Consider the following 24,487-nt stretch of genomic DNA (forward strand, 5'->3'; position numbering starts at 1 on the left):
CTCGCGCCGCCGTTGGACCGCCGCGCTGCTGGTTGACGCGGTAACAGGTGCGGTTGTCGATGCCGGCCACCGCAGGGGCGTTATTGGCACCGCCTGCTCGGATGGCGCATCAAGACCGTGGATCGGTGAAGTGGGCCACCGCTGGTGGGCCGACACGGCTTCCCCGCCGATGCAGTTGCCCAGACAGATCCGGCGTCAGGCAGGTGCCGTCGGCACGCGGGTCAGCACGCAGTCGGCATTGTCGGCGCGCGGTTGGCGCATCGTGGGTGTGATCGGCACCCCGGCGCCAGTCGGCCGGGGCGCTGCTTGAGGGCTGCTGCGCCGCGGGCGTGGCCGGGCGAGCCCGCCACAGCCGAACACGCAACAACCCGGTGGCGCGCTGTTGCCAGAGGAACAGGGATCCACCGGGTTCCAGGAATCCACCGGGTTGTTCAAAACCAGCCAGCCCCCGTGGCAGCGCTGCGGCGTGACGGGCCATAAGGCGCAAGGAAAGGGGCGGCCCCCGGGACCGGGGCCGCCCCTACACACGCGTAGGTGGAGCTACGCGTAAATCTTGACCGGCGTGTAGGTCTGGCGGGGGAAGATCTGCCCGACCTCGGCATCAGTCAGGCCGAAACGGCCCTGTGCCACCGATCCGAAAACGCTGAACATGTTGTTCATCTCGGGCAGGTCGCCGTTGGCGAGGGTGCCGAGGCCGTTCCAGTTGCCGAGGAGCTTGCCGGCGAGCTTCTTGCCCGACAGGACGATGACGCCGCCGCCGTGGCCGTGGTCGGTGCCGCCGCCGTTCTCCGCGACGCGGCGGCCGAACTCGGTGGAGACCATGACGGTGACGTTGCCGGCCAGCTCGCCCAGGTCGTCGAAGAAGGCGGCCATGCCGGCGGCCAGCTCGCCGAAGCGGTTGGCCACGTAGCCGCCGCGGGTGCCCTGGTTCTCGTGGGTATCCCAGCCGCCCATGCCGATGGTGGCGATGCGGACGTTGGCGCCGCCCTTGATGAGCTGGGCGAGCTCCTTGAAGGCGTTGCCGACGCCGGCGTACCTGACGCCCTCGGCGGGGGTGTAGCCCTTCTGCGCCAGGTTCGCGGCGAGGGTCAGCGCGTCGATGCCGGCCTTCACCGGGGCCTCGATCGGGTGGTTGGTGCCGGTGAAGAGCTTCTGAATCGCCTCGACGGTGGGCGCCTTGTACTTGCCGTCGCCGTTGACGTTGAGGGAGGCGACGTTGTTGAGGGCGAGCGCGCCGCCGCCGCCGACCAGGGAGCGGGGCAGGGTCGAGCCGATGCCGATGGCGCGGAAGGCGGTGCCGGGTCCGAGCTTGTCGGCCAGGTTGGTGAGCCAGCCCATGCCGCCGGTCTCGGCGGGCAGGCCGCCGAGCTGGCAGATGTCGGTCGCGGCGAAGTGGCTGCGGTCCAGGCGCCGGTCGCTGACGGCCGGGATGAAGGCCAGCTGGCCCGCATCCAGGTACTTCTTCAGCGGCGTGAAGGACTGGTTCAGCCCGAACCCGCGGTCGAGGGGGATCGCCGTGTTCTCCGGCAGCGTGAAGCTGGGGCGGACCCGCTGCAGGGTCGGGTCGTTCATCGGGGCGAACAGCGAGAGGCCGTCGGCGCCGCCGTACAGGAACACATGGATGAGGGTGCCCGTCGGGGTGGCCGCGAAGGAGGCCTGCGTCGTCAGGAACTGGCTGGTGGCCAGGGCCGTCGTGGTGGCCGCCGCGCCGACGAAGAACCGGCGGCGGGTGACGCCCTTGCCCTCTTCCTGCTCGTCCTCCTGGCGGGCGAGCTCGAGGTACTGGTCCCGGGTCGCCTTCTGCTCCTCCTGGACCGCGACGGCCTCGGCGCGCAGCGCGGCCTCGAAGCGGTTCGGGCCGAGCCTGAGCAGGTCGGGGCATTCAGGGTGAAGTGAGCGCACTGTCTTCTCCATTGGTATGCCTCGACTTACCGGAGGTGGTGGTGGGGAGTGGCGAAGATGGCCCGGATCACCGACGCGATCGCGCCGTTGAACGTGGCGTCGACCGGCGTGCTCGCCGTCATCGTCGGGCTGACGATGTGCAGGATGGCCAGGCGGCGGTCGTTGTCGAGCGTGACGTTGATCAGCTTCTTGGTCAGCGCGTCGAGGTAGGCGCCCGCGGTGGCCGGCGGGTTGGCGATGATCGCCTCGGGCTTCTGCCAGGTGAACTGGCGCCGGCCGCCGGTGACGGCGTTGTAGGCGTCGTTCCACTGGTTGACCATCGTGCCGGCGGAGGTCCAGGCGACGTAGACGTCGGGGTAGCCGTTAGGGGTCGGCAGCTCCATCGGGGCGTGGCCGAACTCCTCGAGCTTGCGCTTGATGTCGCCGAGGCCCTGCACCATCGGGCTGACGTTGGTGTTGTTCGACGTGAAGCCGGCCGGCGCGTCGGCGCCGATCTCCAGCGCCCGGTACGTGGCGACCAGATACTCGCCGGGGCGGCGGACCTTCTGGCCGACGGACGCCCAGAACTCGGTGCGGCTCAGCATGGTCATGAGCACGGCCGGGATGTTGCTCTTCTTGTCGAGGTACGTCTTGGCCATCGCATCGACCAGCGACTTCGGCGGCACATCGGAGACGAACCGGGTCGCGAGGTTCTGCGCCATATACCGCGCGGTGTTCGGGTGCAGCGCCAGGTAGCGGAAGTACGCCTCCTGCACGGCCTCGCCGCCCTCGGCGGTCGAGTTCGGGTGCGAGAAGCCCATGATCTTGATCGGGCCGACGTAGTGCTGCTCGGGGCGGTAGACGTACTGGTTGTCCCGGACGCTGCGGCCGGTCTGCAGCATGGCGGCCTGGCGGACGTCGACCTCGGTGTAGCCGTTGAAGGCGCCGACCGTGTAGAGCTCGAGGTTCTCGCGGGCGAGGTTCTCGTTGATCGCGTCCTTGGTCGACTCGTTCTGGTCGAGGTACTTGAGCAGCGCCGAGTGCTTGTTGCCGGCGACGAACATGTCCACGTAGTTGCCGAGCGCGTGCTTGCGGATGACGTCGCGCTCGAAGGCTGCGCGGGTCAGCTCGTTGCCCTCGTGGAAGGCGGCGACGTGGAAGTAGTCGCCGAAGAAGTCGACCATCATCTCGAAGAGCTGGCGGTCGGAGAAGATCTGCTTGGCGATCGCGTACCGGACGTTCTGCTCGTCCGCCTGGATGCCCTTCTTGTCCAGGTCCTCGCGCTGGGCCTTGAGCTGCTCGTACGACATGGCCCAGGTGACCAGCTCGGCGTCGGCCTTCTGCTCGCCGCGGGTGAGCGGGATCGTCTCGGGCTTGAGCTGCTTGGCGATCCAGCCGTTGATGCCCAGCTTGTTGATCTCGGCGATCGTCTTGCTGTTCGGCCCGAACGTGAGCCGCGTCGCGAGGTGCCGGACGGGGTCCTTGGTCGGCAGCACGGTCTTGGCGGTGACCTTGGCGTTCTTGGCCGCGTCGGCGGGGGTGCCGAAGGAGTTGCCCGTGGTCGGCGTGTTCTTGCGGATGCCGAGGCCGGCCTGGCCGTTCATCAGGCTCTGGTTCTGGTCGACGTACGCCGGGGCAGCGGTGTCGACGGGCGTCTCGGCGCCGGTGTTGGACGGAGCGGTGCCTTCACCGAAGAACTGGGTGACGGCGTAGGCGCCACCACCGATGAGGGCGGCCGCGCCACCGCCGATGGCGATCATCGCCGTGCGGCGGCGCCAGTTCGACGGCTCCTCGTCATCGAAGTCATCGTCCTCGATGTCGGGCAGGCCGCCACCGTACGTGCGGGCGGCGGTGCCGGGGTCGTAGAAGTGTGGGCCGGAGCCGCCACGGTCGGCGGGGATCGCACCCTGACGGTCGTAGCCGCGCGCGGCGGAAGGCCGCCGGCCGGTGCCGGTCTGGTCCTCGTAGCCGGACTCGTAGTACGAGTCGGCGTACGGGTCGTAGTTACCGTCAGGGCCCTGTCCCGGGCGCCGTCTCGGCACGTCTCGCTCGTTCATCTACAAATCCCGATTCCGACGATGTGGGGGCTCACGTGCGTCGATCGGAAGGTAGTAGGCACCAAGAGCAGCGACAAGCCGCGTTTGAAGCGCCCTGACCAGGACTTAAGGAGCCCCGCGGCGGGTCGCGGCGACGATCCACCGGGCACCGCCCCACCGAACCGTGTTGAGCTGCGGAAACGACCGTTTCAACAGGTCCGGTCGGGCGCCGCCGAGGGGCGATCAGCACAGACACATTTAAGGTGATCCTGCACCGCCGCAGCCCGGGTGGGATCAGGTGAAAAGTCCGGAAAGCCGGATCTCGTGATACGTATCCGCTTGGCACGGCGGGCCGGCCGCGATGGACATCCGGCGCTCGTCGAGGTCGAGTACGACGGCATAGAGCGACTCCGACCGGTCCTCCTCGGTCGGGGCGTCCGCGTCGTGCCGGCAGATGGACTGCGGGTGGCCGCCGTGGTCGGCGAGCACCCCCTGGATGTCCTTCTCGGTGATCGCCGGCGCGCCGAGCAGGCGACGCGCCCGGGCACTGCGGAAGAACGACGAGCCGCCAAGGTCGCGCAGCGTGTCGTGCACCGTCGACAGCGCCTCGAAGTGGTTCGCGTGGGTCACGACGCCGTCGGCCGGGTTGAGAACGCCCACATCGCCAGGCGCGACCTCCAGATCGACGACCTCCCCCGGTACACCGGCCGCAAACGCCTGACCGAGCAGCAGGTTGATGCTCGCGCTGCGCGGCGACGAGCACGCGACCCGCAGCGCCGAACCGAGCACGCGCTGCTCCAGCACGGCCCGGAGCAGGACGTGATACGGCACCCCGCCCGGCCGGCCGTCGCGGTCGCTGGTGAGCATGTTGACGCAGACGCCCAGGCCGGCGTCGTTGAACCCGGCCTTGGCCAGCATGCCGGCCTCGGTCAGCGTGAGCACCGTCGATCCGCGCTCGTCCCGGGTGGCCAGCAGCAGCGTGTACGGCCGCTGCGCCGGATGCCAGTCCCAGTTCTGCGCGAGGATCGTGTGACCCGACGCCGTCCTCGTGTCCAGGACGCCGATCGAGGTGCACTCGCTGGCGCCGTTGCCGTAGAGCAGCTCGGTGCGCGCGTTGAGGGCGTAGATCTCCTCGACCGGCACGCCGGCGCCCTCCGCGACGCCGTCCAGCAGGTCCGCCACGCGTGGCGCGTGCTGGCGGGACGCGGCGCGGAACAGGCTGCCCGCCCGCCGCACCGCCGGCCGGTCCAGGCCGGTCGCCGCGAACCGCTCCAGATAGTTCGCCGTGTTCGCGGCGATCAGCGGGCGGGCGGCGGCACCGTAAGCGACACCGCACTCACCCGGTGTGCCCTCGACTTCGATGAGCGGCAACGGCAGGTTCATGGGCTGAACGCTAAGTGTGACGGCCCCCTGCCGAGAACCCTCGGCGTTACGGATCACAGCCGGTCGCCTGGCGGAGATCTTGGCCGCAGGGGCCTACGCTGAGCGACATGAACCCCGCGGTGGACGACACGTGCGTGATGATCGACGGGCCGTGGTCGCACCGTTTCGTCAGCGCCAACGGCACGAGGTTCCACGTCGTGGAGGCCGGCACCGGCCCGCTGGTGCTGTTCCTGCACGGCTTTCCCGAGTTCTGGTACGCGTGGCACCACCAGCTCACCGCGATCGCCGACGCCGGCTTCCGGGCCGTCGCGGTCGACCTGCGCGGCTACGGCGCCAGCGACAAGCCACCACGCGGTTACGACGGGTACACGATGGCCGGCGACGTCGCCGGTCTGATCCGGGCGCTCGGCGAGCGGACCGCGTACCTCGTCGGCGCCGGGTACGGCGGCATGATCGGCTGGGCGACCGCGGCGTTCCACCCGAAGCAGGTCCGGCGCCTGGTCGTGCTCGGCGCGGCACACCCGCTGCGGCTGCGCGCGGCCCTGGCCGCCGACCCCCGCGGCCAGCTCGCCGCCGCCGGACCGGTGCTGAAATTCCAGCTGCCGCGCTTCGAGCACGTCCTGACCAGGAACAACGCCGCGCTCGTCGGGGAGTACCTGGCGATGTGGGGCGGGCCGGCGTGGGTCAGTACCGACGAATACCGCGACTACGAGCGCTGCTGCCGCGAGGCGATGCGCATCCCGCAGGCGGCGTTCTGCGCGCTGGAGACCTACCGGTGGGCCGCGCGGTCGGCGCTGCGGCTGCAGGGGTACCGCTTCGTCAAGCACCTCCAACGGCCGATCACCGCGCCGACGCTGCAGCTGCACGGGGCGCTGGACACGGCCGTGCTGCCACGCACCGCGCAGGGCTCCGGCCGCTACGCCCTGGCCGAGTACGAGTGGCGCCTGCTGCCGGACGTCGGCCACTTCCCGCACCAGGAGCAGCCGGAACTCGTCACCGGCGAGATCCTGCGGTGGATCAAGACGGGCTAGACGCGGTACTCCCGCAGTTCGCTGACGTCGGCGCGGGGCGCCCAGCCCTGGTACACGCCGTAGTCGAACTCCTCCAGGCCCAGCTCGGCGGCGACGGTCGCCTTGCCGCCGGTGTACTCGACCCGCAGCCACCCGTCGTGCTCGCCGAGCACGATGAACGGCTCGTCGCGCCAGAAGCAGGTGGTGCGCACGTAGGCGAAATCGACCTCGGTCAGCGGCACGACCCGCCGGAACCTGCCGGAGCGCACCTCCTCGAAGCCCTCGCTCGGGTCGGGCCGGTACAGGCGCACGTTGTCGCCGTCGGGGCTGGCCTCGTACTCCGCGCCCTGCCAGCGGGCCGCGTAACCGTCGCGGATCACAGATCCCTGCCCTTCCGCCACGCCGGTCCGTCGGCGTCGAGGCGGGCGATCAGCTCCTGGTGGCCGTCGCGGCGCAGGCGCCACAGCTCGGCGTGGTGCGGCAGCCGCGCACTGTCCACCTTGAACTCGGCGATCACGTCGCTGGTCTCGCTCGGCGCGAACCCGTTGCCGCGGAACGGCGCACGCTCGATCACCCAGCCCTCCATCGCGCGCATGGCCGCCTCGTGCGGTCCACCGTATGGGATCCGGTACAGGTCGCCGCGGTACGCCTTCCAGCGCAGCACGTACGCCTCCTCGGCGTCCGGCTTGAACGACGAGCCCGCGTACCCCAGCCCCAGGGCCTGGTAGAGCTGCTCGGGCGTGCGCAGGTGGGCGACCTCGCCGGCCCGGTGCACGAACCCCGACACCCGGTCGTAGCCGCGTTCCAGATAGTAGGACAGCTGCTCGGGCGAGATCGGCTTCTGCATCAACAGCGGCCCGCTGGACGCCTGCGGCTCGAACGCGGGCCTCGGCTGCTGCGCGGTGGGCTTCGCGGCCGCGACCGGCTCCGGCTCGTCGACACCGAGCCCCAGCTCGGCGGCCCACGTCGCGAGCTGCACGACCTCCGTGCCCGGCAGCACCGCCCCGACCGGCGAGTCCGGGTTGACCGCGAACGCCAGCTGGTCCCCCGGCGGCCAGTTACGGATCAGCCGCGTGAACTTGATCCAGCTGCCCTGCGCGGCCGCGCCCAGCCGGTCGGCCATCCGCTCCGCCGACGTGAACACCACCAGGTGCGGCAGGCCGTTCATGTGCTCGGTGCGCCACCTCGCCGGGTCGATCGGACCGTCACCGGTCCAGCTCGGCACCAGGATCTTCGCCAGCAGCAGCGTGGACAGGAACCGGTCGGTGCTGTTGGCCTGGACCGCCTCGAACAGGTCCTGCTCCACGGTGTTCGCCGGCCGGAAGTCCCGCGCCTGCGCCGCCGCCGACTTCACCGGCACGGTCGGGGCCGCAGCCACGACCTCGGCGTCGACGATCTCGTCGTGCAGCCGCACCGGCGGCTCGTCGACGACCTCGGGCTCGTAGACCGACTCGAAGAAGGAGCTGACCTCCGCTGAAGGCGGCGCTCCGGTCGCGTTTTCGGCAGGTGTACGGGTGGAGCCGGCGCTCTCACCGACGCCTGCCCCTATCCCTCCCCCGAAGAACGACGATGGGGCGTCACGGTCGGCGGGGCGGCCGAGCGCCTGGGTGCTGTCGGTGTCCTCGCGGGCGCTCGGCTCCTCGGTCTGCGTCGCTTCGGTGAGGCGTGCACTGAATCCTTCGACGGCGCTGGACCGGGCGACGCGCTCCTCGATGGCGCGCAGCTGCTCGGCCAGCTCGCGGGCGGCGAGCTCCTCGGCCGCCTTCGCCTGGGCGGCGCGTTCCTCGATCGCCCGCAGCTCGGCGGCGAGATCCAGGCCGGTTGAGGCCTCGGACGGCCGCCACGCGTCGAACGCCGCCAGACTGGCGCTGCCGATCTCGGTTTCCTGGGCCTGCTGCGTTTCTTGGGCTTGCTGCTCGGTCAGTGCACGGGCTTCTTGTTCGCGGGCTTCCTGTTCGCGGGCCTCTTGCTCGCGGGCCTCTTGCTCGCGGGCTTCCTGTTCGCGGGCTTCCTGTTCGCGGGCTTCCTGTTCGCGGGCCACCCGCGCGGCCAGCTCACGGGCTGCCTCCTGAGCGGCCAGTTCTTGCGCCGCCTGCTGTGCGGCGAGCTCCCGGGCAGCTTCCTGAGCTGCAAGTTCGCGAGCAGCCTCCTGCGCGGCCAGCTCACGCGCTGCCTGCTGAGCCGCTTCATGCTCCGCGAGCCAGCGGGCCGCTTCACGCGCTGCCTGCTCGCGGGCTTCCTGCTCGGCCAGCTCACGGGCTGCTTGCTCGGCCAGCTCACGGGCTGCTTGCTCGGCCAGCTCACGGGCTGCTTGCTCGGCCTGCTCCCGGGCCTCCCGCTCGGCCTGCTCCCGGGCCTCTTGCGCGGCTTGCTCGCGGGCCTCTTGCGCGGCTTGCTCGCGGGCGGCGGCCTGCGCCGCTTGCTCACGCGCGGCCTGCTCAAGGGCCTGCTGCGTGGCCTGCTCGCGAGCCGCCTGCTCCCGAGCCTCCTGCGCGGCCCGCTCCTGAGCGGCCTGCTGGGCGGCGATGTCCTGGGCCATCTGGTCGCGGTTGGTCTGCTCGAACGCGCTCGGCCCCCACGCCGGCTGCTCACCCGATGACTGATCGCGCTCGGCCCAGCCGAACGACCGGCCCGGCCCGTCAGCCTCGGACGACTCGGCGCCGGCGAAGAACGGGTGATCGTCCAGGTCCGAGGACCGCTCGAACCCAGCGGCCTTGGCCCGCCCCTTGACCGGCCCGAACAGCGACCCCGGCTCGTTGACCGGCGCCTCGACCGAGGCCGCGGGCGGCTCGTCGACCTCGGGCTCCTCGATGTCCAACCGGCTGAACCCGGGCCTGTCGAACACCGGCCGACCGAACGGCAACGGCGGCTCCGCCTGCGCCCACCCCTGACCACCGGGCCCGGGCTGCAGGAACCCACCCTCGCGGGCACCACCCTGCGACGCCCCACCCTCGCCGGAGAACGCACCCGACTCGCCGGAGCCCGCACCGAACCCGGGCGCACCAGCACCAGCCGCGCCAGCACCAGCGCCAGCGCCAGGGGCACCCGCACCAGGGGCGCTCGCACCAGGGGTACCAAAACCGGACGCGCCGGGACCAGACCCGCCGGGGCCGGAGGTGCCAGGAGTGAACGCGCCGGGGTCTACCAGGCCGGGACGGGCCGGCAGGACACCGGCGTCCGGCGCCTCACCGCGCGGCGGCAACGGGTCAGCGGCCCGCGGGCGCGACGGCAAACTGCTCGGCCGGCCAGGCAGGCTGCTCGGCCGCCCAGGCAGCGCACCAGGCTCGCCGGGCCGCGCCACCTGCTCCCCGAACCCGGGCCGCGACGCCAGTCCCCCGCCCTCACCGGCACCCGGCCGCGACGGCAACCCGCCGCCTTCCCCGAACCCGGACCCAGGACGCGACGGCAGCCCGCCGCCCTCACTCGGCCCAGGGCGCGACGGCAGGGCGCCGCCTTCCCCCTGTCCGGGACGCGACGGCAGGGCGCCGCCCTCGACGGGCCGGAAGGCGGCGTCGGGGCGCTCACCCGGCTGCCGGGTCGGCAGCGGCGGAGCCATGGACAGCGGCAGGTCAGGCGGCGGTTGCCACGCGGCCGGAATCACCGGGTCGGCATGCTCGGTGAAGATCTCGCCGAGGCTGCGTGCGGGTTCGCGGCGGGGCCAGTACCGCCGCGGATCGCCCTCGCGGTCCTCCTGCTCGGGCCCGTCGCCGCCGCGTGAGGGCAGGCCGCCGCCGGTCGATGCCGGGCGGGTCGGCAGGCCGGACGACCCAGCCGCCGGCGACGTCGGCCGCATCGGCAGGCCGGGCCCCGGCGCGGGCGAGGTCGGCCGCATCGGCAGGCCGGGATCAGCACCCGGACGGCTCGGCAGGCCGGACGAGCCGGGGTCAGCACCGGGACGGCTCGGCAGGCCGGACGCCCCACTAGGGCGACCGGGCACCCCGGGCGCGCCAGGGGCAGGTGAGGTGGGCCGCATCGGTAGGCCCGACGGGCCGACGCTGGGCTGGGACGGCGGTGCGGGACGCGTGTCGGCCCCCGGTGACCAGCCCGGCGCACGGCCGGACGGATCGGGCTTGACGTCTCCGAACAGTTCGCGCTCGCCCGGCACCTCCAGCGAGCTGCGATCCGACTCGTCGAACAGCCCCGGCCGGGCCGGCGCGGCGGGCGCGGGCCTGGGACGGCGGAAGTCGACGGGCCGCTCCTGCCCGGCGGCACCGGTCGTGCGCTCGTAGTTGATCGGACGGTCGGCCCGCGTGGGGAGGAACGCCCCGGGCGGTGCCACGTCGGGCGGTGGCACGTCCCGCTTCGGCGGAGGCCCGGAAGGCCCGGGCGGCACGGACGGCGAACGCCCCGCGCCGAACGCGGCAGCCCCCCGCCGTCCCTCAAGCCCGGCGGCCCCGGCGCCCGCCCGGGAACCGGACTCAAACCCAGACGCCCCGGCGCCAGGCCGAGAACCAGACTCAAAACCGGACGCCCCAGGGCGAGAACCGGGCTCGAACCCCGAACCCGGCCGCGGCCCAGGCTGCTGACCGGTCTGCAGAAACCCCGACGACGGCGGCGCGGACGTAGGTGAAGGCGGCCCGGACGTCGGCACGGGCGGCGCGGCGGCCTGCGCCGACTCCGCCTTCATCCGCTGGCGCTCGATCGGCGTCGGCGCGGGCTGGTTGGGCACGCCGCGGACCGGCACCTGCGCGGTCGCCCTGGCACGCGAGCCGGACGCCTGCTCGATCCTCGCGCGGGCGCCGAGCGTGCGACCCGGCAGGCGGACGTCGCCGCGGCTGATCTGGGTCACGAACCACGACGGCAGATAACCCTCGATCGGCAGGCCCGGGTTGACGGCGAGCCACCACTCCACGTTGGGCCAGATGCCGGCGAGATCGCGGAACGGCACCCGCCGATGCGTGCCCGGGTGCCCGGCGAGGCACTCCCGGAGCGCCTCGGGCGACGTGAACGCCAGCACGTGCGTGCGGCCCTCGGTCGTCCAGGTGCCCCAGCCGGAGTCGCCGCTCTGCATGCCCTCGGGTGCGACGGGCAGCATGATGTCCGTGCGTGCCAGGATGCGGAAATACTGCTCCTGGTCGTTGGCGCGCAGGGCATCACGCATGGCGCCCTCGGCCTCGGTGGCCGGCTCCCACTCGCTCACGGCCACCCCCTCTGTCGGGCTCGGAACCGCCGCGCTCGCGAAACTTAACCTATACGGCCACGGCAATCCGAGGGGTGCGACCCGGCAAGCGCTCCGGCCAGCATAGCGATCGAACCGCCTCCGGACCCAGGCCTGTCTCACGAGCGTCACCGTCCGGGGCCGCAACCACTACGATCTGCGCATGCCGCGTCCGAGCAGACTGGCCGTTTTGACGGTTTCATGCTGCCTTGTCGGCTTCACTGTCGCACCTCCGACGGCCCGCGCGCAGCCCCCGGCGTCCTGCCCGGGGCCGATCCGCCCGCCCGCGCCGGCGCCGACCGGTTTGCCGTGGCCTTCGCAGGTGTACGACCACCGCAAGCTCAATCCCCTGGCCGACGGGCGGGGTGTCACCGTCGCCGTTGTGGACTCGGGGGTCGACGCCCGGCACCCACAGCTCCAGGGCGTGGTGCGGGCGGGCCCCGACCAGCTCGACGGCGGCGGCTCACTTGTTGATTGCGTCGGCCACGGTACGGGCGTCGCAGGCATCATCGCCGCCCGTCCGGTCGCGGGCTCACCGCTGCGGGGCCTCGCCCCCGGCGCGACGATCCTGGCGCTGCGGGTCAGCGAGCTGGTCGAACTGGAGGACGGCAGCACCGCCGGCCGCCGGGGCACCCCCGCGGGCGTCGCGGCGGCGATCAGGGCGGCCGTCGAGCGCGGCGCCGGGGTGATCAACCTGTCGCTGGTGTCGTACCAGGACAACGCCGACGTACGCGAGGCCGTCCGGTTCGCCGTGTCGCGCGACGTGGTCCTGGTCGCGGCAGCCGGCAACCGCTTCACGGAGGGCAACCGGACGCCGTTCCCCGCGGCCTACGACGGGGTGATCGGCGTCGGCGCCGTCGGCCCGGACGGCCAGCGGCTGCCGGGCTCCCAGACCGGCCCCTATGTCGATCTCGTCGCCCCGGGCGGCCGCATCGTGACAACGGCCACACCCCAGGGCCTCACCACGGTGGAGGGCACGAGCTTCGCCGCCCCGTACGTCGCCGCCGCAGCGGCCTTGCTGCGCCAGTACCGGCCGGACATGACAGCGGCACAGATCGCGGCCCGGCTCGCCGCGACCGCCGACGGTGGCGCCGCCGGCCCGGGCTACGGCGGCGGCGTGCTCAACCCCTACCGCGCCCTGACGGAGGAGACCGGCACGCGGCCGCAGCGGACCAGCCAGGCGCTCGCCCCGATCGCCGAGGACCCCCAGGCGGCCGCGAAGGGCGCCGCGCAGGACCGCACGCTACTGCTCGCAGCCTTGGCAACCGGACTGGCCGCGCTGATGCTGCTGATCGCGGTCGTGGTGCCACGTGGAAGGCGACGAGGCTGGCGCCCCGGCGTCCGCCAGCTGCCCGCTCCACGGGAGACGGCCGACGACCGGACAGCACCCGCGTTCGGCAACCGCCACTGACCAGCGCCCGCCACCCGAAAGTGCCTCCGCCCACGGACCAGCGGCGCCGCCGACGGCCCGCCAGCGCCTCCCCACAGACCGGAAGCGCCCTGTCACGACCCCGCCACCCAGCCGCCCACAGGACACGCTGCCGGCACGCGGGCAGGCCGAAGACCCGGTCCGCGGACTCACCACGGACCGGGCCGTCGGCCCCGATCAGCGCTGCGGGAACAGGTGCCTGTTGCGTTGCTCCGTCTCCAGGTAGCGCTGCATCGACTCGTCCAGCGCGACCTTGATCTCCCGCAGCGTCGCGGCCAGGTCGGCGCCCGCCCGCTCCCAGTTGGCCTGGCGGGCCGCGTACGCCTCCCGCGACTCCCCCTGCCAGCCCGCCGTCAGCCGCCGGCCCAGCTGGGTGACCTCCTCGAGCCTGGCATTGAGCGTGTTGAGCGCGCTCTGGATGGAGTGCCCGGCGTGGTCCATGGCGGCGAAATTGACCACCAGTGTGTCGTCCATGAATGCCTCCGTGCGCTCAGAGCGGCAGCTGCCGGGTGCCGATGCCCCTGAAGCGGGCGCCGGCGTCGGTGTCGGTGACCTGGTAGTTGCGCCCGGCGGACCTGAGCCCTTCGGCCGTCTCCAGCAGGTTCTTGTTGAGCGTCTCCTGGTCGCGGTTCCACGCCTGCTTGACCGTGTCGAAGGACCGGCCGCCCGCGCCCTGCCAGCCGGTCCTCGTCGTCTCCAGCTCGCGCATCAGCGTGCTCAGCATGCTCTGCAGCTCGCCGTTGACCTGCTCGAACCGAGCCGCCGCCGACTGCAGCTCGGCCTGCTGCGCCTGGGTCGTCTGTGCCACCGTGCTCACCCCGTCTCTCGTCTCGCGGACCTGACGACGGTATCGGCAGTCACTGACCGGCAACCAGACGTAATTGTCCCTGTGGATAACTTCCGGCATTTCGCCCTTCCTTTACGATGTATGCGTGGCGGATGGCCGGTCGTTCATCAAGTGGGCCGGCGGGAAGACCCGGTATGCGGCGCAGCTGGTCGCGGCGGCGCCACCGTTCACGGGGTGTTACTGGGAGCCCTTCATGGGCAGCGCCGCGGTGTTCTTCGAGCTGCGGCCGGTCAAGGCCGTGCTGTCCGACGCGAATCCCGAGCTCGTCGCCTGTTTCCGGGCCGTTGCCGCGCAGCCCGAGGCGGTCATGGAGCTGCTCGACGCGATACCCAACACGGTGGAGCGGTTCGCCGAGGTGCGGGCGCAGGATCCGGCCGGGCTGAGCGACTTCGAGCGGGCCGCGCGCGTCATCTACCTGAACAAGACCGCGTTCCGTGGGCTGTGGCGGGTCAATCGGCGGGGTGGGTTCAACGCTCCTTATGGTGCTTACGACCGGCCGTACTATCGCCGGGAGACGCTGCTCGCGGCCTCGGCGGCGCTCGCCGGGGTGGAGATCCGGCGCTGCGACTTCGAGGAGCCGCTGCGTGAGGCGGCGGCCGGTGACTGGGTGTTTCTCGACCCGCCGTACCTGCCGGAGGGCGGGTTCGCCGACTTCAAGCGCTACACGGCCGGGCAGTTCCGCGACGCCGATCATGAGCGGCTCGCCGCCGCGATGCGGGACGCCACCGGCCGCGGGGTGCTGATCACGATGACCAACAGCGACACCGAGGCGACCCGCCGCATCTACGCGGACTTCACGGCGACGACGATGGCGACCCGCCGCGACATCAACCTGCGCTCCGACGCGCGGGCCAGCTCGGACCTGATCCTCACCAACTACTGAGCGCCAGCCCCGGGTCCAGCGCGGGCCCGACCGGCAGGAGGCCGACGAACTCGCCCGGCACCGTGACCGGCTCCACGCCCTGGTAGCCGAGGCCGGACAGCACCCCGGCGACCGGGAGGGCATGACGACGTCCGAGGTCTGTCACGAGTGTGAGATTTCCGGTGTCGGTACGGACCAGCGCCCCGCCACCCGGTGCCACCACGATCTTGTCGGCCAGGACGGTGCCCGCCAGCGAGGACGAGGACGTGCGCAGTGCACCGGGCGCCTCGGGCAGCGTGTTGCCGGTCGTGAAGGTGCTTTCGCTGGTCGTACACGCGATGCCGGAAACAGCGTCGAGAAGCTCCGGGACGGCGGCGGGCAGGCCCGCACCGGCCGCGAACGGGCGGACCTGGCGGTCCTGGACCAGCGCGGCGAGCTCGCCGGGGGTGAGCGGCAGTAGCTCCGCACGGCCCTGGACGGCGGCGGTCTCCGGCGCGGCGAGCAGCAGGGCCGCCTGCAGCGCCGTGACGGCCGCGAGACCGTTGCTGGTCAGCACGAACGCGTCGACCCGGTCCCCGCTGCGCACGCCGAAGAGCTGGCCCACGGTCCTGCCGGCGAACTTGCGGCCGCGGTCGGAGACGGGCGGGGTGACCAGGTCTTCGCCGGAAGGGACTGCGTGCAGCAGCGCCTGCGCGACGGCTGTCTGCGGCCGGCCGGACCAGACGAGCGCCGGGAGCACCGCGCCGGGCTGGCGGATGAGGTGCTTGCGGCCGTGAAACAGCAGGTATATGGCGTTGGCGGGGCTGGTGACGAGCAGGCCCCGGTCGCCGAGCGGGGTGCCGTCTCCGGTGGTCGCGCCACCGATGACCAGCGTCGACTCCGCGTTGCTCGAGCAGACCACCCACGGGGCGCGGTGGAGGCTTTTCGCGGCCGGCAGGCTCGCGGGCGCGCCCGGAATGCCCAATGTCGCGCCCCGTGGGGCCCCGGCGAGGGCCTTCCTGCTGGCGGAGATCGTCTGCACGCCGGGCCGGTTGAGGATGAGCAGGGCGGATGCCTGATTGAGGACCGGATGGAGGCGTTCTTCGCGGTACACGAATAGCGCGCCGGTCTCTTTTTCGACGATCATGGCGCTTTCATTGCGCCATTTGCCAGAAGTCCCAGGGACGATCAGCGCATATGCCGCGGCGCCCCCGACGCCGAGCGCCGCGAGCAGCACGCCGACCAGCGTTGCGCCCGCAACCCGCCGAAATGGCGATCTCGGCGGGTCGGTCTCGCGCATGACCAACGCGGCGACGACCCGCTGGACCATGAACTGGTACGAATGCAGCTGGTCCTGCCGCGACGCCATGCACCCTCCAAAACTGTCGTACCAGCGGCCTACGATATTCCCCAGATCGCATAGGCGGGGGGCAATATGGCGATGCGTTTGGTGCTGGCGCAGGTCGCGCTGGCATTGTTGGTCCTGGCGTGGGCGGTGCATCCGGGATGGGCACTGGTCGCCGCGCCGCTCGCGGCGCCGCTCGCGATGCCGGTCCGGCTGCGACGGCCTTCCCGGCCGCCGACCGGCGCGATGCTGCTGGAGGTGGTCCGGCCGGGTGCCGTCATGACATCGGTCGACATCGACGGCGTCGACGTCGGCGTGGTGGAGGACGCCGACGGGCTCGCCGCGGTGATCCGGGTCGGTGACCTGACCGACCTGCTCGGCGACGCCCCGCCACCGGTCCCGCCGCTGAGCACGCTGCTGCCCGCACCCGCCGCGGACCTGCCGCAGGCGCGGATCCAGCTGCTGGTCGGCGCGACCGCGGCCGCCGACCCGGGCGCCGGTGCGACGCCGTCGGCGGTGTCCTACCGGCAGCTCACCGACGGCCGGCTCCCCGCGCGCCGGCAAGCCCTGCTGAGCGTGCGGATCCGCCGGGCGGGCGGCTTCCAGCACGAGGACCTGGAGCGCAGCCTTGTCGCCGCGGTCCGCCGCGCCTGCCGCCAGCTGGACAGGGCCGGTCTGCCGGCGCGTCCGCTGTCGCCACCGTCGGCGCTCGCCGCGCTGGACGAGGCGGCCGGGCACCACCCCGAGCGGCCGGTCCGGTCGACGCGCCGCGGCCTGGAGGTGGGCGGCTCGGTGCAGGCGGTGTTCCGGTTGCGCCGGTGGCCGAGGGACGGTCCGCTCGCCGACCGGCTGCTGACGCTGCCGTGCTCCGCCGTGACCGTCGCGCTGACGGTCGCCCCGACGGACCCCGGTGGCGAGGACGCCTGCCGCGCCGAGGTGACCATCCGCCTCGCCGCGCCGACCCCGGCCGCACTCGATCAGGCCGCCGCGGCGCTGCACCGGCTCACCGTGTCCCTCAGCGCCGAGACGGTCCGCCTCGGCGGCTCGCCGCTCGACGCCCTCGACCCCCTCGATGCCCTCGCTGCCACGCTGCCGCTCGGCGGCGGCGCCCCACCCGGCGCCGCGGCGCTCGCCGGCCTGCTCACCGGGCGCGACGACCTCACCCTGGACGGCAGCGCCGCCGCGCGGGTCAGCGCCGCCGCTCTTGCCGCGCTGACCCCTTCCACGGGTGGCGATGGCCTGATGCTCGGCGTCAACCGGCACGGCACCCCGGTGGTGGTCCGCCCGTTCCGCGCTGAGCCGACCCGAGCCGTCCTGATCGGTGGCCTGGGCTGCGCGGCGCTGCTCACGCTGCGCGCGCTGGCCGTCGGCGCCCACGTCACCGTCCATTCGACCCGGCCCGACGCGTGGTCCCCGTTGCTGCGCGGTCTTCGCGGAGAGCCGATCAGCCTGCTGCCGGCCGGCCAGCCCGCCGACCTGCCCCCGCCGACGGCCGCCGCGCCGCAGCTGCTGGTCATCGACACGGGCCCGGCCGACGGCGGTGGCCACGCCTCCCCGCCGTCCCCTGAGTCCGCGTGGCGCGCCACCCTCGTTGTTCGCGACGACCTCACCGCCGCCGACACCGACCAGCTGACCCGCGCCGACCTGGTCCTGCTGCAGCCCTTGACGCCGGCCGAGGCGGCGATCGCCACGGACGCGCTCGGCCTGACGGAGTCGGCATCGTGGCTGACCAGGATCGCCCCGGAGATGCTCGGCATCGTGGTCAGCCGCCGCACCGTCCGCTGGGCCCACCTGTCCCCCACCCCGGTCGAGCTCCAACTCACCGGCGGCCCCGCCCGCTGACCCGCACTCGCTCCGCACTCGGGCTCGCATCGCACTCCGCGACCTGTCCATCACGCGCGTGTCGCTTCATGATCATTAGGAAAGTGCCCGACCGCTCCCCTCGACCCCGCTACCTCGAAGCCCGTCCACATACGTCAAGCCCGCCCACCTGCTGTGTACGCGTTGCCGGTCGGCGAGGTCCGCGGCCTGGGCCTGTTCTGGCTGGACGTCGGCGGCAATGGTGCCGGCCTCGAAGCACATCCCGACGCCTTCGAAGCGCATCCGAACGAGCGCATCCGAACGAGCGGAATTCATTCAGCGCCGCCACTCACGTGCGTGTCGCTCGACGAACACCACGAACGGCGTTACCTGCCGACCACCGCTCGATCCCCCCGCCCGGAAGCCACCCGCTTGTTCGAAGCGCAGCTGGGCGACCACGTCAATCCACCGACACCCTTGCCGGTGCGTCCCGGACTGGTCGACCGGCATGTGAGCCTGCTCACCGGCACCTGACCGCCGCTCGGCTGCCGAGGAGTCGCGGCACCACCCCGTGGCTTTTGTTCGCGGAGTTCGGGCGTCACCGTCGGCGGCAAGGCCAGACCTGTCGCCTGCCGGCGTTCCCCTCACGCACCGTGATGAGTGCTGCGGAGCCGACGCGCGTCGGCTGCGGCATGTGCGCGACCGGGCGGTACTACCCGGTGGATCGCTGTGCGCCGGCGAACAGGGATCCACCGGGTAGTACCCGCGGTCCAGACCGCGTGCACGCCTACCAGCGTGCACGGAGAGTGATGCAACGACCACCTGCGGCACCCGTCCTCGCGACCGGTCGATCGGCCCACCTGAATCCGCATGGCGCCCCGGGCCGTCTCCCCACCTGCCCGGCCCTCTCGGCGCATCTCGGCGGCCGCGCCGGGGCGTGCGGCGCCGTCACGATCCGCCTCGAGCCCGTGCGGAAGCGCCCCGCCCGGGTGCGAGCGGCGGACACAAGGCGAGGTCGGGGTGGTCTCAGGGTATGCGGGGTTGGACGGGCGTGGCACGATCACCGCCATGGGAATCCTCATCCGGCTCGCCGTGAGTGCGTTCACGGTTTGGCTGGCCACGCTGGTGATCAGTGGCATCACTGTTGAGGGGACGACCGGGCGCAAGGTGCTCACGGTGGTTGTCGTCGCCGCGATCTTCGGGATCGTGAATGCGGTGTTGCGGCCGATCATCAAGACCATCGGGTGCTGGGCGTACCTGTTGACGTTGGGGCTCGTGTCGCTGCTGGTCAACGGGTTGTTGCTCCTGCTCACGAGCTGGATCGCCGAGAAGCTGGACCTGGCGTTCCACGTCGACGAGTTCTGGCCGACGGCGGTGCTCGGGGCGCTGTTCATCGGTGTGGTCAGCTGGGTCATCAACCTCGTCATCCCCGACGGCGGCGACAAGAACCGCGACCGTCGCCGGGAGCCTCCGCCGCAGTACCGCCAGCAGTACTACCGGTAACCACCAGGCGGATCTCAACGACCCGGTGAGGGGCGGTTGGCCGACCGCCCCTTACGGTTGGGGGCGTGGAACCACTGCGCCGTGGATATTTGTCCGCATTGTCCGCCAACATCATGTGGGGTGTGTTCCCGCTGTACTTCCGCGCGCTGCGGCCGGCAGGGGCGGTGGAGGTGCTCGCGCACCGGATCGTGTGGTCGCTGGTCTCGGTGGCGGTGCTGCTGACGGTACTGGCGCGATGGCAGACACTCGGAGCGCTGTTCAAGGACCCGAAACGGCTGGCCGGGATCTGCGTGGCGGCGGTCTTCATCGCGGTCAACTGGGGTGTCTACATCTTCGCCGTCGACACCGACCGGGTGGTCGAGGCGTCGCTGGGGTACTTCATCAACCCGCTGTTCGTGATCCTGCTGGGCGTGCTGGTCCTGCGGGAACGGCTGCGCCGCCTGCAGTGGGTCGCGCTCGGGATCGGCACGATCGCCGTCGTGGTCCTGAGCGTCGACTACGGGCGGCTGCCGTGGATCGCGTTGACGCTCGCCGGGTCGTTCGGCACGTACAGCCTGATCAAGAAGCGGCTGGGGCTGCCGGCCGGCGAGGGGTTGTTCCTGGAGTCGGCGGTGCTGACGCTGCCGGCGCTCGGGTACCTCGCGTGGCTGATGCAGCGGGGCGAGGGCACCTTCGGCACGGTGTCAGGCTGGCACACCGTGATGCTGGCGGGCAGCGGGCTGCTGACGGCGGTGCCGTTGCTGCTGTTCGCGGAGGCGGCGAACCGGGTGCCGCTGTCCGGGCTCGGGATCCTGCAGTACCTGACGCCGACGTTGCAGCTGCTGCTGGGCGTGCTGGCGTTCCATGAGCCGATGCCGCCGGCGCGGCTGGCGGGGTTCGTCGTCGTCTGGTGTGCGCTGGCGATCTTCACCTGGGACGCGATCCGGCACAGCCGGCACCGCAGAGCGGAGAAGGCGGCCGCCGTCGAGGAGACAGCGACCGCCCAGCCGGTGTGAGTACGACGACGGGATCTCAGGCGTTGAGGACGAGCAACGGCGTGCCGTCGCCCTTGCGGATCTCGATCTTGTGGATGTCGCCGCGCTGGACGCGGCTGTGGACCTTGAGCTGATACTCGTCGCCGGCGCCGGCGGTCCACGCGTCGAGCTCCTCGGGCTCGCCGCTCTTCGGCACCACGTAGAGCTTGTACGTCCACTTGCCGTACCCGTCGGCGGCGGCCAGCTTGTACGCGCACCGCATCCGCACGAGGGTGCCGCCGGGCTCGCCCTCCAGGGCCAGGCTGGCGGTGACCGGTACCGCGGCCGCAACCTCCTGCATGGCGACGAAATCGGGCTGTCCGATCCCGGCGGCCCGCACCCCGATGACGGCGAGCACGCCCAGGCAGGCGGCCACCAGCGCGGTCCCGGCACTCTGCCAGCGACGACGCCGCCGTTCGGTGCGCCGGCCGCGCTGCGCCCGGTCGAGCACTCTGGGAAGCAACGGATCGGCAGCTCCGGAGGCGGCTGACTCGGAAGCGGCAGCCATGGAAGGTCCGGCCCAGGACGCGGTGGTAGGCACCGCTGACGGCCCGGCCCAGGACGGCGACGTCACGGCCTGCGCGACGTCCGAGTCCAGTTTGCCGAGCAGCGTCGGCAGGTCGCCGAACTCCGCCACCTCCGCCCGGCACTGCTCGCAGTCCGCGAGGTGCCGCTCATATGCCTCACGTTCCGGCGGCGACAGCGCGTCCAAGACGTAGACAGCTGAGTCATGGAGGTGCTCACACCTCATTGCCCACCCCCAACTCCTCCAGAACGACCTTCAGCGAACGCAGTGCGTAGTAGGTCCGCGACTTGACGGTGCCCGGGGGCACGCCCAGCCGTTCGGCCGCCTCGGCGACCGAGCGTCCCTGGTAGAAGCACTCCACCAGGACCTCGCGGTGCGGCCGGGAAAGCCGGGCCAGCGCCTCCGCCAGGATCCACGACTCCACCGCGCGCTCGGTCTCGTCGGCCGTGACCGGGGACTCCGGCAGTTGGTCGGTGAACACCTCGCCCACCCGCGCGGAGCGGCGCCGCCACGCGTCGATCGCCAGGTTCCGAGCGGTGGTGAAGAGCCAGGCCCGCACCGAGCCGCGCGCCGGGTCGAGCGCCTCCGGGTGTTGCCAGGCTCGCAGCAGGGTCTCCTGCACGAGGTCCTCGGCCCGTTGGCGGTCTCCGCCGGTCAGTCGCAGCGCATGGGCGAACAGCGCATCTCCGTGCTCCGTATGGAGCGCCTTCAGCAGCAGGTCAGCATCGTCTGTACTCACGTTTTGGCACTATCCGCATCCCTTCCACTGGCTTCTACGCACTAATACGCACAGCGGTTCAAGGCGGCGTCACATGTCATTGACCCGACATCCTTCGGGTGCCGAGCCGGGCGTCGCGGTGACGTAGCGGCTGGATGAGCACGACATCGGCGTCTGCGCGAGACCAACGGTCCCGCGGGATCGCCGAGCGGCTACTCCGCCAGGACCGTCGCCAAGTGGTGGGCGGTGGCGAGCAGCCGGGTCCGGACCACCTTGGCCGAGGACATCAGCTCCGCCGGCGGCAGCGCGCACGCCAGGACGACCCGGCGGTCCGGGTCCCGGTCGTTGACCACCATGACAGCGGCACATGCGAGGCCCTGGCGGAACTGCCCGATCTCGATCTGCATGCCGCGGCGTTCGCCGGCCGCCAGGTCCGAGTCGAGGGCTTCCGGCGATGTCAGGGTTGCCGAGGTGTACGCGCGCATCCCGTACTCCTTGAGGAACCGCCACCGCTGATCCGCGCTCATGGTGGCCAGCAGCGCCTTGCCGAGGGCGGTCGCGTGCGCGGCGTCGTCGTAGCCCGGCACGAGCTCGTCCAGCGGCGGGGTGCGTGGCCCCTCCGCCGCGGCGGTGACGGCGATCCTGCCGCCGATGAACCGCCCCAGGTAGTGGCTGTAGCCCGTCTCCGCCGCGGCGCGGCGCAGCCGGTCGGTGACCGCGCTCGGCCCCCGGAACGCGAGGACCAGCTCCCGGTACCGATCGGCGATCTCCAGGCCGACGACGTAGGTGCCGTTCTCCCGGCGGATCACGTAGCCCTCGTACGCAAGGGTGCGCACGAGGTGGTACGTAGTAGCGACCGTGAAGTCACATCGCCGGGCGATCTGCTTCACGGTGAGGCCGCGTGGTGATTGACCCACGGCCTCCAAGACTCGTAGTGCCCTCGACACGCTCCGGATGAGGTCCGAGGGTTCGGCCTGTGGATCCCGCACCGCCGCCCTCCCCAGCCGCAGCAGTAACTGGATTCACACCATATGAAACTGGAGATGGTCCAGGGAACACTTTGATCATTTATGACGCGAGGTGAGGGGATCGGAGCGCTCTACACATGGCGATGAATGGCCCATTCCGGACATCGGTCGTGTGCAGTGACGCCTATGACACGCCGAGTTACTTGAGTAATGCTCAGTCGGTGGCTACTTAGTCTGTGTAAGTAAAGGGCATCTGCTTGAGTAGCCATGAGGCGCGTGCTGCACGTCCGTTCCTGGCTGTCATCACGCCGTTGCGAGTTGTTGCTGGGGGAGGTATGGGCGCAACATGGCTTTGAGCAATGTCGCCACCAGCTTTGCGAGTCCGTGTGCGATCCAGTGGCGGTGCCCGTGCGACCGCCGTGGCGTACGTGAGGCGGTTTGGGGGGCTTGCGGGACCGTGTTGGGCACTCGGCCGACAGCGCCCCGCTGAGGTGCGCCTGCGGACGTGGGAGGACCAGCCACGGCAGCAGGGTGGCCCGCCAGCAGGCCACCGTTGGCGGCACGGTGCTGGCATGCCCTCGAAGCAGCGTCGCGCCTGGACCCAGGAAGCCTAGGAAGGCGCCGACCCGGGGAACCTGAGCAGCGACAGCCTACCGGCCTCAGAAGGCGTCAGCCGGCCGACGCGGACGGCGCCAGCCGACGGCCGCGGACAGGACCAGTCAGGTGCCGCGGGACAGCGCCAGCCGGCGGCCGCGGAGACCAGGCGCTGCACTTCCCGGCACCGTCGTGACAGCGCCAGCCGACGACCGCGGGACAGCACCAGCCGGCGCGGCCGCAGAGACCGGGCGCTGCACTTCCCGGCACCGTCGTGACAGCGCCGGCCGACGACCGCGGAGCAGCTTCAACCGGCGACCGCGGAGCGGCTCAGTTCGTGCGGTCCGCGATGAAGTCGCACAGCGACTCCAGGGCGACCCGCGCCGGCACCTGCGGCAGAGGGGCCAGGGACGCCCGGGCGCGGTCGGCGTAGCTGCGGACGGTCTCGCGGGCCTGCTTCAGCGCCGCGGACTCGCGCAGCAGCGTGAGAGCCTCGGCATGCAGGGCGTCGTCGGTGACCGGGCCCGCCGCGAGGATCTCGCGGAGGCGGATCGAGGCGGCGTCGTCATCGCCGGAGGCGAGCGCGTAGAGGACCGGCAGGGTCGGCACGCCCTCGCGGAGGTCGGTGCCGGGGGTCTTGCCCGACTGGGTGCTCTCGCTGGCGATGTCGATCAGGTCGTCGGAGAGCTGGAACGCGATGCCGAACGTCTCGGCGAACGTGGCCAGGGCCTCGATCTGCTCGTCGCTGCAGCCGCCGAACATGCCGCCGAAACGGGCGCTGGTGGAGATCAGCGAGCCGGTCTTCTGTGAGATGACCCGCAGGTAGTGCGAGATCGCGTCCTCGCCCTGCAGCGGGCCGGCGGTCTCGGCGACCTGGCCGTGGACCAGGCGGGAGAACGTGCTCGACTGGATCTTCACGGCCTCGAGGCCGAGCTCGGTGGCGACGGCGGCGGCGCGGGCGAACAGGTAGTCGCCGATGAGGATGGCCAGGGCATTGCCCCAGCGCGAGTTGGCGCTGGGCGCGCCACGGCGCACGTCGGCCTCGTCCATGACGTCGTCGTGATACAGCGTGGCGAGGTGGGTCAGCTCGACCACCGCGCCCGCCATGACGACCTCACGCGAGCTCGGATCGCCGAAGTGCGCGGCGAGCGCCACGAGCAGCGGCCGGAACCGCTTGCCGCCCGCATTGACCAGGTGGCGGGCCGCCTCGGTCACCAGCGGGTTGGCGCTGTCGACGGAGTCGATCAGCACCGTCTCGACGTCCCGGAGGATCGCCATGACGCTGCTTTCCAACGCCGGATCGGCGAAAGTCAGGCCGACAGACGCACCCGATTGCACGGTTCCCGTACTCACCACAGCTCCAACGATGCCATAGCCGGTCCGATCAGCTTGCGGCGCCCTCATACAGCGACGTCCCCACGTGGCTGACCACGGG

Annotated in this window: 19 protein-coding genes; 7 read left to right on the plus strand and 12 right to left on the minus strand. The window is 71.8% G+C overall.

All coding sequences use genetic code 11. From position 1 onward, the window contains the following. Nucleotides 1-540: 540 nt before the first annotated feature. The 3 genes from AB0H83_RS18605 to AB0H83_RS18615 form a co-directional block, all read right to left on the minus strand. Nucleotides 541-1,902 (minus strand): DUF1501 domain-containing protein, encoded by a 1,362-nt coding sequence (locus tag AB0H83_RS18605; protein WP_360094866.1) that lies wholly within the window; start codon nucleotides 1,900-1,902, stop codon nucleotides 541-543. 26 nt (nucleotides 1,903-1,928) lie between these two features. Next, nucleotides 1,929-3,923 (minus strand): DUF1800 domain-containing protein, encoded by a 1,995-nt coding sequence (locus AB0H83_RS18610; protein ID WP_360094869.1) that lies wholly within the window; start codon nucleotides 3,921-3,923, stop codon nucleotides 1,929-1,931. 288 nt (nucleotides 3,924-4,211) lie between these two features. Next, the gene (locus AB0H83_RS18615) at nucleotides 4,212-5,300 is read right to left on the minus strand and encodes a C45 family peptidase (protein ID WP_360094872.1); all 1,089 of its coding nucleotides are present in this window, start codon (nucleotides 5,298-5,300) and stop codon (nucleotides 4,212-4,214) included. Between the two features lie 107 nt (nucleotides 5,301-5,407). Here AB0H83_RS18615 and AB0H83_RS18620 point away from each other — a divergent pair, with 107 nt between their 5' ends. Continuing rightward, on the plus strand, nucleotides 5,408-6,331 hold the full coding sequence (locus AB0H83_RS18620) for an alpha/beta hydrolase (RefSeq protein ID WP_360094875.1): 924 nt from the start codon (nucleotides 5,408-5,410) through the stop codon (nucleotides 6,329-6,331). Here AB0H83_RS18620 and AB0H83_RS18625 read toward each other — a convergent pair. Both AB0H83_RS18625 and AB0H83_RS18630 read right to left on the minus strand, forming a co-directional pair. After that, complete coding sequence (locus AB0H83_RS18625; RefSeq protein WP_360094878.1) at nucleotides 6,328-6,690, minus strand: hypothetical protein; 363 nt, start codon at nucleotides 6,688-6,690, stop codon at nucleotides 6,328-6,330. The two genes, AB0H83_RS18620 and AB0H83_RS18625, sit on opposite strands and share 4 nt — an antisense overlap. Next, on the minus strand, nucleotides 6,687-11,450 hold the full coding sequence (locus AB0H83_RS18630) for a hypothetical protein (protein ID WP_360094881.1): 4,764 nt from the start codon (nucleotides 11,448-11,450) through the stop codon (nucleotides 6,687-6,689). The genes AB0H83_RS18625 and AB0H83_RS18630 overlap by 4 nt, the downstream gene beginning before the upstream one ends. A gap of 340 nt (nucleotides 11,451-11,790) precedes the next feature. Between AB0H83_RS18630 and mycP the strand changes: the two genes are divergently transcribed. Further along, nucleotides 11,791-12,879 (plus strand): type VII secretion-associated serine protease mycosin, encoded by a 1,089-nt coding sequence (mycP, locus tag AB0H83_RS18635; protein WP_360094884.1) that lies wholly within the window; start codon nucleotides 11,791-11,793, stop codon nucleotides 12,877-12,879. Nucleotides 12,880-13,074: 195 nt separating this feature from the next. Here mycP and AB0H83_RS18640 read toward each other — a convergent pair whose 3' ends face one another. Both AB0H83_RS18640 and AB0H83_RS18645 read right to left on the minus strand, forming a co-directional pair. Beyond that, the gene (locus tag AB0H83_RS18640) at nucleotides 13,075-13,371 is read right to left on the minus strand and encodes a WXG100 family type VII secretion target (protein ID WP_360094887.1); all 297 of its coding nucleotides are present in this window, start codon (nucleotides 13,369-13,371) and stop codon (nucleotides 13,075-13,077) included. A 16-nt stretch (nucleotides 13,372-13,387) separates the two neighbouring features. After that, a complete protein-coding gene (locus tag AB0H83_RS18645; RefSeq protein ID WP_360094890.1) occupies nucleotides 13,388-13,705 on the minus strand; it encodes a WXG100 family type VII secretion target in 318 nt (105 codons plus the stop codon). Between the two features lie 124 nt (nucleotides 13,706-13,829). Here AB0H83_RS18645 and AB0H83_RS18650 point away from each other — a divergent pair, with 124 nt between their 5' ends. Continuing rightward, nucleotides 13,830-14,627 carry a Dam family site-specific DNA-(adenine-N6)-methyltransferase gene (locus AB0H83_RS18650; protein ID WP_360094893.1) on the plus strand — a complete coding sequence of 266 codons (798 nt, stop codon included), beginning with the start codon at nucleotides 13,830-13,832 and terminating at the stop codon, nucleotides 14,625-14,627. Here the strand turns inward: AB0H83_RS18650 and eccB are convergent. After that, nucleotides 14,614-15,954: a type VII secretion protein EccB gene (gene eccB / locus AB0H83_RS18655; protein WP_360094896.1), complete on the minus strand. Its 1,341-nt coding sequence runs from the start codon at nucleotides 15,952-15,954 to the stop codon at nucleotides 14,614-14,616. The two genes, AB0H83_RS18650 and eccB, sit on opposite strands and share 14 nt — an antisense overlap. A gap of 72 nt (nucleotides 15,955-16,026) precedes the next feature. Here eccB and AB0H83_RS18660 point away from each other — a divergent pair, with 72 nt between their 5' ends. From AB0H83_RS18660 to rarD, 4 genes are all read left to right on the plus strand, one after another. Beyond that, nucleotides 16,027-17,772, plus strand: a complete 1,746-nt coding sequence (locus AB0H83_RS18660) for a type VII secretion protein EccE (RefSeq protein WP_360094899.1) — start codon at nucleotides 16,027-16,029, stop codon at nucleotides 17,770-17,772. Nucleotides 17,773-17,925: 153 nt separating this feature from the next. After that, nucleotides 17,926-18,264, plus strand: coding sequence for a hypothetical protein (locus AB0H83_RS18665; RefSeq protein ID WP_360094902.1), 339 nt, complete (start codon nucleotides 17,926-17,928; stop codon nucleotides 18,262-18,264). A gap of 534 nt (nucleotides 18,265-18,798) precedes the next feature. After that, nucleotides 18,799-19,233 (plus strand): phage holin family protein, encoded by a 435-nt coding sequence (locus tag AB0H83_RS18670; RefSeq protein WP_360094905.1) that lies wholly within the window; start codon nucleotides 18,799-18,801, stop codon nucleotides 19,231-19,233. Nucleotides 19,234-19,298: 65 nt separating this feature from the next. Further along, nucleotides 19,299-20,228, plus strand: a complete 930-nt coding sequence (rarD, locus tag AB0H83_RS18675) for an EamA family transporter RarD (RefSeq protein WP_360094908.1) — start codon at nucleotides 19,299-19,301, stop codon at nucleotides 20,226-20,228. Nucleotides 20,229-20,244: 16 nt separating this feature from the next. On the opposite strand, the gene AB0H83_RS18680 is transcribed toward rarD, so the two are convergent. The 4 genes from AB0H83_RS18680 to AB0H83_RS18695 all read right to left on the minus strand — a co-directional run bounded on the left by AB0H83_RS18680 (nucleotide 20,245) and on the right by AB0H83_RS18695 (nucleotide 24,456). Further along, on the minus strand, nucleotides 20,245-20,958 hold the full coding sequence (locus AB0H83_RS18680; protein WP_360094911.1) for a zf-HC2 domain-containing protein: 714 nt from the start codon (nucleotides 20,956-20,958) through the stop codon (nucleotides 20,245-20,247). A 28-nt stretch (nucleotides 20,959-20,986) separates the two neighbouring features. After that, on the minus strand, nucleotides 20,987-21,511 hold the full coding sequence (locus AB0H83_RS18685; protein WP_360094914.1) for a sigma-70 family RNA polymerase sigma factor: 525 nt from the start codon (nucleotides 21,509-21,511) through the stop codon (nucleotides 20,987-20,989). Nucleotides 21,512-21,702: 191 nt separating this feature from the next. Next, nucleotides 21,703-22,479 (minus strand): IclR family transcriptional regulator C-terminal domain-containing protein, encoded by a 777-nt coding sequence (locus AB0H83_RS18690; protein WP_360094917.1) that lies wholly within the window; start codon nucleotides 22,477-22,479, stop codon nucleotides 21,703-21,705. A 903-nt stretch (nucleotides 22,480-23,382) separates the two neighbouring features. Continuing rightward, nucleotides 23,383-24,456 carry a polyprenyl synthetase family protein gene (locus AB0H83_RS18695; protein ID WP_360094920.1) on the minus strand — a complete coding sequence of 358 codons (1,074 nt, stop codon included), beginning with the start codon at nucleotides 24,454-24,456 and terminating at the stop codon, nucleotides 23,383-23,385. Nucleotides 24,457-24,487: the final 31 nt, after the last annotated feature.

Origin of the sequence: Dactylosporangium sp. NPDC050688, from assembly GCF_040654515.1 — a bacterium.
In the GTDB taxonomy this organism is placed as follows: domain Bacteria; phylum Actinomycetota; class Actinomycetes; order Mycobacteriales; family Micromonosporaceae; genus Dactylosporangium.

What these genes read in the sequence shown, in the direction of transcription:
- AB0H83_RS18615 (WP_360094872.1), bottom strand. Translation starts at nt 5,300, where the DNA reads ATGAACCTGCCGTTGCCGCTCATCGAAGTCGAGGGCACACCGGGTGAG.
- AB0H83_RS18620 (WP_360094875.1), top strand. Translation starts at nt 5,408, where the DNA reads ATGAACCCCGCGGTGGACGACACGTGCGTGATGATCGACGGGCCGTGG.
- AB0H83_RS18640 (WP_360094887.1), bottom strand. Translation starts at nt 13,371, where the DNA reads ATGGACGACACACTGGTGGTCAATTTCGCCGCCATGGACCACGCCGGG.
- eccB (WP_360094896.1), bottom strand. Translation starts at nt 15,954, where the DNA reads ATGGCGTCGCGGCAGGACCAGCTGCATTCGTACCAGTTCATGGTCCAG.
- AB0H83_RS18660 (WP_360094899.1), top strand. Translation starts at nt 16,027, where the DNA reads ATGCGTTTGGTGCTGGCGCAGGTCGCGCTGGCATTGTTGGTCCTGGCG.
- AB0H83_RS18670 (WP_360094905.1), top strand. Translation starts at nt 18,799, where the DNA reads ATGGGAATCCTCATCCGGCTCGCCGTGAGTGCGTTCACGGTTTGGCTG.
- AB0H83_RS18695 (WP_360094920.1), bottom strand. Translation starts at nt 24,456, where the DNA reads ATGAGGGCGCCGCAAGCTGATCGGACCGGCTATGGCATCGTTGGAGCT.